Source organism: uncultured Campylobacter sp. (genome assembly GCF_938030785.1).
In the GTDB taxonomy this organism is placed as follows: Bacteria; Campylobacterota; Campylobacteria; order Campylobacterales; family Campylobacteraceae; genus Campylobacter_B.
In genome coordinates this window covers 1-6,418 of sequence record NZ_CALHIK010000125.1, presented here as the reverse complement: position 1 = coordinate 6,418, position 6,418 = coordinate 1, and the positions used below count along the sequence as shown (strand labels likewise).

At 49.7% G+C, this 6,418-nt stretch carries 5 protein-coding genes and 1 pseudogene; 3 read left to right on the top strand and 3 right to left on the bottom strand.

Going from position 1 to position 6,418, the window contains the following annotated elements:
• Positions 1 to 184 (top strand): annotated as a pseudogene (locus Q0438_RS07280) (redoxin); the annotation flags it as partial.
• A 58-nt stretch (positions 185 to 242) separates the two neighbouring features.
• On the opposite strand, the gene Q0438_RS07275 reads toward Q0438_RS07280, so the two are convergent.
• The 3 genes from Q0438_RS07275 to purB all read right to left on the bottom strand — a co-directional run bounded on the left by Q0438_RS07275 (position 243) and on the right by purB (position 4,345).
• Complete coding sequence (locus tag Q0438_RS07275; protein WP_297914253.1) at positions 243 to 1,196, bottom strand: YafY family protein; 954 nt, start codon at positions 1,194 to 1,196, stop codon at positions 243 to 245.
• A 65-nt stretch (positions 1,197 to 1,261) separates the two neighbouring features.
• Positions 1,262 to 2,665, bottom strand: coding sequence for an anion permease (locus Q0438_RS07270; RefSeq protein ID WP_297914250.1), 1,404 nt, complete (start codon positions 2,663 to 2,665; stop codon positions 1,262 to 1,264).
• Positions 2,666 to 2,998: 333 nt separating this feature from the next.
• Complete coding sequence (gene purB / locus Q0438_RS07265) at positions 2,999 to 4,345, bottom strand: adenylosuccinate lyase (protein WP_297914247.1); 1,347 nt, start codon at positions 4,343 to 4,345, stop codon at positions 2,999 to 3,001.
• A gap of 135 nt (positions 4,346 to 4,480) precedes the next feature.
• On the opposite strand from purB, the gene Q0438_RS07260 reads away from it, so the two are divergent.
• Together Q0438_RS07260 and Q0438_RS07255 are read left to right on the top strand one after the other, a co-directional pair.
• On the top strand, positions 4,481 to 5,032 hold the full coding sequence (locus Q0438_RS07260) for a sel1 repeat family protein (RefSeq protein WP_299189685.1): 552 nt from the start codon (positions 4,481 to 4,483) through the stop codon (positions 5,030 to 5,032).
• A 139-nt stretch (positions 5,033 to 5,171) separates the two neighbouring features.
• Complete coding sequence (locus tag Q0438_RS07255) at positions 5,172 to 5,690, top strand: hypothetical protein (protein ID WP_299189677.1); 519 nt, start codon at positions 5,172 to 5,174, stop codon at positions 5,688 to 5,690.
• The last annotated feature ends 728 nt before the right edge of the window (positions 5,691 to 6,418 follow it).

Genomic DNA, 6,418 nt, shown 5'->3' with positions numbered 1-6,418 from the left:
CGACGAAAAATTCGAGCTTGAAGCGCCGCTGCGGCTCGAGACTTTCACTACCGGCGACGGGAAGAAATTTTACCACCGCCAAACCCTGATTTTTAAAGACGGCAAGGAGATAAAGCGCTTTAGCCGTATCGCAGAGCCCGAGCAAGACGCACAAAACGTACTCGCGGCGCTAAAGAGCCTGTAATTTTAAAGTGCGCGCATCTCATAATGAGCCGCGTTAATAGCCCGAGCTTTTTATAAATTTAATCAAATTCAAGCTCCTCATTTTGTAGATACTCGTGGATTTGAGTATTAAATTTTTCGCGGGCGGTGCGCGGAGAGAGGATCACGAAATGCGGAAAAAATCTTTGCGCGAGCATCAAAATCATATCGTCACTCGTAATCTCGTAGCCGATAAGACTCCAACCGTTTTTAAATTTCCTGCCGATTTTTTGCGAGCGAAAAAACTTCTTTGCCTCGAAAAATTTTAAAATTTTGGGTGCTACGGCGACTTCGCACATATAGGGCTCGACGTCATATCCGTCGTAAAAGCTCTCCATATTCAGCAGGAATTTCCGCGTATATTCGCTGAGATTGAAGGTATTTGCGCGCAGCACGACCTCTTTTATAAATTTAATCCGAATGATGCGAAAGCCATTATTTGCAGGATTTTGTGCATCAATGATCGCAAGCTGCCAGTTTCCTTTGGAGTAGATTATCTTTAGCGCTTTGGCGCTTTTTATCGTCTCATCTTCATACGTGATATCGCAGTATTTTTTAAAGCCGATCGCCTTACGGAGCTTGATCAAAACCCCGATCTTAGGCGGCTTTTCGTGTGGGCTACCCTTGATCAAAAATATATCCGCAAGCTCCTTGGCGAGCTTTTCGTCCACGCGCTTATATGCAGGCGGCAAGACCTCGGTAAAGCCCGGATTGATAACATGAAGCAGATCGGCAAGCTTTTGAAACTCGAGCTTTTCCTTTTCACTTGGAAGCGTTAGCGAGCTGAGTAAATTTTTATCGGTGATGCCTACATTACCGCGTTCAGTGAGAATGAAATTTTCGGCGCCGAAAAACTCGCGCAGATCGGCAAAATACCGTCTCAGCGTACGCTCGCTAAGGCCCGTGGTCGCGGCGTAAGATTTAAGATTTATCTCGCCGATGCGCACGAGCACGCTAAGTAAATTTAAAAACTCGAATATTTTTTTGTTACCCATCTCTGTTCCTGTGCTCAGGTTAAATTTAGCACGTCAAATTTAAAGACTGCCGCGCCGGTGAAATTTTACCATAGCCCAAGCACTTTCCACCAAGCCCCGCCGATAAAAGTCCAGATTACTAAATTTAGCGTAGTCATTATAAATCCCAGCCGCCACCATTCGTTTTGCGTGACGTATCCTGCGCCGAAGATTATCGGAGCGGGTGCACCGCCGTAGTGAGTAACCGGCATCATTAAATTCGACGCATACGCAAACACTAAGGCGACCAAGTACGCAGGCGCTCCCGCGGCTACCGCAACCGCAGCAAAAGTTGCATACATCGCGGCGATGTGCGCCGTGAGACTAGCGAAAAGATAGTGCGAATAAACATATACCAAAAGCAAAATTCCAAGTGCGGCGATCCACGGAATTCCACTAACACCAGCGGCCACGAAGTCCGCGAACCACTTAATTAGACCTAGCTTGCTAAGACCGCCCGCAAGCGTTATAAGCGAGCCCATCCAGATGAGCGTATCCCAGCCGCCTTTTTCACCGAGCACGTCCTGCCACGACAATACATCGCTTAGCACCAGCGCACAGACGGCAAGCATTCCCACCGTCGTAGCGCCGATGCCGGTTAGCCCACCCGTAGCCCAAAGTGCGAGTGCGCAAACAAACACGCCTACGACCACTTTTTCGCCGTAGCTCATCGCGCCCATAGCGGCTAACTCTTGACTTGCGATCTGCTTGGCTTGTGGATATTTTTTAAGCTCGGGTGCGTAAATTTTATACAGCAAGCTAGGCATCAAAGCAAGCGATACGAGCCCTGGTACTATAGCGCCCATCGCCCACAAAGACCATGAAATTTGAATGCCTAGCGTATCGGCAGCAAGCTTTGCGATGAAAGGATTGCCAGCCATCGAGGTTAGAAACATCGCGTTCGTGATACCGTTGCTCTGCCACAACGTCTGCATCAAATACGCACCCGCCCTGCGCCTGGAATCACCCGGCTCAGAACCCAGCGCGCTGCTTAGGCCTTTTACGATCGGGAAGAGCACTCCTCCTGCCCTAGCCCCGGCCGAAGGCATCGCAGGCGATATAATAAACTCGCTGATAACGATTGAGTAGCCTATTTTAAGGGTACTATCGCCGATCAGACTGATGATTTTATACGCGATCCTGCGCCCTAGACCCGTTTTAATAAAGCCGCGAGCCAAAATAAAGGCGCAAAAAATTAGCCAGATCGTAGTATTGCCAAAACCGCCCAGAGCGTCGCTGGGCTTTAAAACTTTCGTCAAAACCGCAACCGTAACGCCGATGAAGGCGATGGCGCCGATTGGAATAGGCTGAAGTATGAGCCCTAAAATCGTCGCCACTACGATGGCGAATAGATGCCAAGCCTGCGCACTTACCGCTTGCGGGTGCGGGCAGAACCAGATAGCCATGCCGACCGCGATAAGTACTAAGAATTTTATAAATTTTGGATTCATAATGACCCCCTGATTTTATTTTGCCTCATTTGTCTCGTCATAAATTTAGCTAAACGGCGACGAGGCTTTAAATTTAATCGCTTAAAACTAACGGCAAACTAGACGAAATTTTAAATTCTATTTCGTGGCGTGCGACGTAAAATTCCACCGCGATTTTAAAGTCGGTTTAAATTTCACACACTGCGCGAGCTTCGGTAAAATTTTATGAATTTTACCTGCAGCCGCCATGTGGTAGCCGTGCCGCGTAAGGATATACGAATTTAAAGCCGATTTTACGCCGCATCGCGAGCCGTTTCCGCTACGCAAAATGAGCAAGCAGAGCAAAAACCCCGCCTACCTCTTGCTGTCTGCTAAAACCCTATCCACAAACGCCGCGCTCTCGCCGGTGTAAAGCTCGGGGTTCATGATCTTTTCCAAATCGGCGCGAGTGAAGTATTTGGCGACCTCTTCGCGCTCGAGAAGATCGTCGATAACAGGCTTGCCGTCCGTGAAAGCCTTCATACAGACCTCATAAACGATCTCGTGAGCGCTCATCCTACCGAGCTTTTCGCCGAGGTGCAGCATCACGGCTTCGCTTAACATCGCGCCTTTGAGGGCATCGAGGTTACGGCGCATATTTTGCGGATAAACGATTAAATTTTCCAAAATGTCGTTTTGCTTCTCAAGCGCTGCGGCTAAGCAAACGCTAGCGTGCGGCACGCAGTCCCACTCGACCGCTTCGCAGCCCCAGTCGCGCTCATTTTCGCACTCCATCGCCTCGACCGCAAGCGGCGCTTGAGCGCGCACAATCTTAGTAAGCGCAATGACGCTCTCACAAACCTGTGGATTACGCTTATGAGGCATCGTCGAGCTTCCAACCTTGCCCATGAAAAACGGCTCTTCGACCTCGCAAATTTCTGTGCGTTGCAAGCTTAAAATTTCATGCGCGATACGTCCGATCGTGCCTGCAATGAGTGCCTGCAAAGCTACGAATTCCGCGATATGATCGCGGCTTGGATGCCACGAGATGACGGGTACGTTTAAGCCAAGATCTTCAAACATCAGCTTTTGCATCTCAAAACCCTTGCCCTCCTGACTTGCCATCGTACCGACCGCGCCACTTAGCTGTCCCACGAATAACCGCGGCTTAATTTCCTCCAGGCGCTGCAAACTACGCTTGATCTCCTGCGCCCACATCGCGACTTTGAAGCCGAATGTTATAGGTAGCGCGTGGATGACATGCGTACGACCTGCCATGACGGTATTTTTATATTTTTCGGCGATTCTTAGGCACTCGCGATATGTTTTATCTAGCAGCTTCGTAAGTAGCGCATGCGCCTCGCGGATCTGCAACACCATGCCGTTATCCATTATATCCTGACTCGTAGCTCCCCAATGCACAAACTCTCCGCTATCGTCGTCAAAGACCTTTTTAAACTCCTTCAAAAGTGGCACGATGGTTATCGAGCTTTTGTAATTCTCGCCGATCGCATCCAAATTTAAAAGCTCCACATGGGCAAATTTTGTGATCTGCTCCGCTCTACGCGGTTCAATTATACCGAGCCTTGCTTGTGCCCTAGCAAGCGCAGCCTCGGTATCAAGCCACTTTTGTACGCGATTTTCATCACTGAAAATCTTCTTCATCTCTTCGCTTGCGAAAAGCACCCCAAAAACCCTGCTGTCGATTGAACTTGAAGCCATTTTTTACTCCTTGGCAAAAATTTAGCCAAATTATACTCGCGGTCGCGGTCAGAATTTGACCGAATAAAAAATAAGTAGTTTTCCTTAAATTCAGCATTTTTGACTAAAATGGCGCTAAATTTAACGGAGGCGGGTATGAAAAAATTTCTATTTTTGGCGCTATTTTGCGCACTTGCGGCAAACTGCGGCGAGAGTGCGCGAGCGGATAAAATTTCTGCGGCGGGCAAAACAACGAGTATCGGCGAGACCCAAAGCGCGCACTTTCTAAAGAGCGGCGAAGCAAGTGCCGGCTCGCAAAGCAGCGCGGATGCGATCATTCAAACGGACGGAATTTCGCGGGCAGATCTGCAAAGCTGTATCGTAAAAAGCGACGAAGGCTCCTGCGAGCGCGTCGCGCGCGGTCTGAAAAGCGGCTGCGAGCGAAAAGATCAGCTGTCGTGCTTTTTCTACGCAGATGCGCTAGGGCGCGGCTTGGGCGTAGAGAAGGACGTCGTGGCGTCGTTTGAGCTTTTTCGCGAGCAGTGCGATGCCGGCAGCAGCGAAGCTTGCTACGAGCTGTCAGTCAAATATCTCCAAGGAATCGGCACCCCTCAGAGCTTTGAGCTCTCGGGGCAGGCGCTAGATAAAGCGTGTAAAATGCACAACAAACGCGCCTGCGCGGTGCTCGATCTACTGCCGAAAAATTAGCGCGGCAAAAGTGGCAAAATTCCAAGCTTAGAGCGCAGATAGAGCGCGCCTTTGAAATTTTAGCGGGCTACGCGAGTGCAGCGCGCGATGAGGCGGTAAATCGGGCGAGCGGCGGATAAACTAAATAAAAGGAGCAAAGATGAAAGCTTTAAAGCTTGCGCTAGCGGCGGCGCTGGCGCTTAGTTTGGCAAACGCGGGCGGCAAAGCCAAAGAGTTTAAATTTAGCGGCGCAAAAACCAGTGCGCTTTTAGCAAAATGCAGCAAAAAGGACGCCGCCGCATGCTACGAAATGGCGATGAGATACGAGCTGGGCGGTCGCGGCGTCGTGCGGAACCACTTCAAAGCGCAGGGCTTTTTCGCAGATGCGTGCGAGCTCGCAACCCTCGCCGAGCGGAAGCAGGGAGATAAAATGAGCGGCGCAGGCGGGCACGCGATGAGCGATCTGCGCGAGCGAGCCTGTCTGGGCAATGCCGCGGCGCTGGAGAGCTTCGCGAGCGGGCAGTGCCGCAGCCTCGTGATATACGACGAGCTTTGCGAGGGCGGCTCACAGGAGGCGTGCGACAATCTGGCACGGATGAAGCGCGAAGGCTGGGCGCCCAAAGAAAGCTGCAGCGAGGAGATAGTCGCAAAATTCGGCGACGGCAAGCCGCAGAAGTAAAATTTCACTGACTTTTACGGCGATAAAATTTTAAAATTCCGCGAGTATAAAATTTGCCGAAATTTTACGCATTTTGACCGGGGCGTCGCCTTGTGGCGCGAAATGAAAATTTAAACCACTGCTTTGCGCGCGACGGCGAGAATTTTATTAATGTAGATTTTTCAAAATACCGACGCGGGCGAGCAGAAGCATACATCGCGAGCTGTAAATTTCAAAGCATGGATTTAACGATTTAAATGTCGCCAGCTATGGATCGCAAGGCGAATTTAAATTTTAACGTTACGAGTGATTAAATTTCAAGGCGGGATTAAATTTAAACACCGCGGATCGTGCGATAAAATTTTACTTCTAAACGCCGCAAATAAGAAGCGTGGCAATGCCCGCGATAGCGCAATCATTTAATCGATAATCTATCATAATATTTTAAGACGCTGTATTTGCCGAGCGCTCGCGGCGGACAGAGAGCGACTCGAACCAGAATATCTCGCGATCTCACGCGCGTTTTCAGCTTGCGCCGAAATTTTAAAATTTCAAAATTTACAGCCGGGCGGCTTGCCAAATTTTAAAATTTCAAAGCGCGAGATTTTGGAATTTTCAAGACAGGTTTAAATTTACGCTATGCAGCCTTACGCGACGGCATAATAAGCACGGGGCGGTAGCGCAATAAGCACGCAGCCGCGCACAAACAAGCGGGATTAAAATTTTATCTTCGACGGCTCCATCGGCTT